At 69.3% G+C, this 355-nt stretch carries 1 protein-coding gene; it reads right to left on the bottom strand.

Going from position 1 to position 355, the window contains the following annotated elements; genetic code table 11:
* Window positions 1–183 (bottom strand): CHAD domain-containing protein (locus AC1DUE_RS20965; protein ID WP_477041316.1); only part of this gene is annotated, 183 nt, incomplete at its 3' end.
* Window positions 184–355: the final 172 nt, after the last annotated feature.

Below are 355 nucleotides of genomic sequence, written 5' to 3'. Positions count from 1 at the left end.
CCACTTCAGTTCGTCGCCGACGGGGTCGGTGACGGTGTGGTCGAGGATCTTCCGGTACGTCCTGAAGGCGCTGCGCAGTCTGCGGGTGGCGACCCGCATCTGGTGCACGGAGTCCGGGAGGTCGCGGCGTACGGCGGGGTCGAGGGCGACGACGGCGGTGATCTGGTCGCGTACGTATTCCATGACGTGGTCGCCCGCCGTCCGGGGCCGTGGTGCGGTCTTCTTCGCGGTGCGCTGCTTCTTCGGGTCCGTCTTGCTTCTCGGGGCTGTCTCGGCGAGAGCCCGGGCCAGTTTGGAGGCCGATGCGGACGGCTTCACACCGGCCTTGCGGAGCCGGTGTTCGACGGCGTCGAGG

This window comes from Cellulomonas sp. P4_A2 (assembly GCF_056402515.1).
Note: the sequence above shows the minus strand (reverse complement) of the source record. Positions and strands in the feature narration are given on the sequence as shown.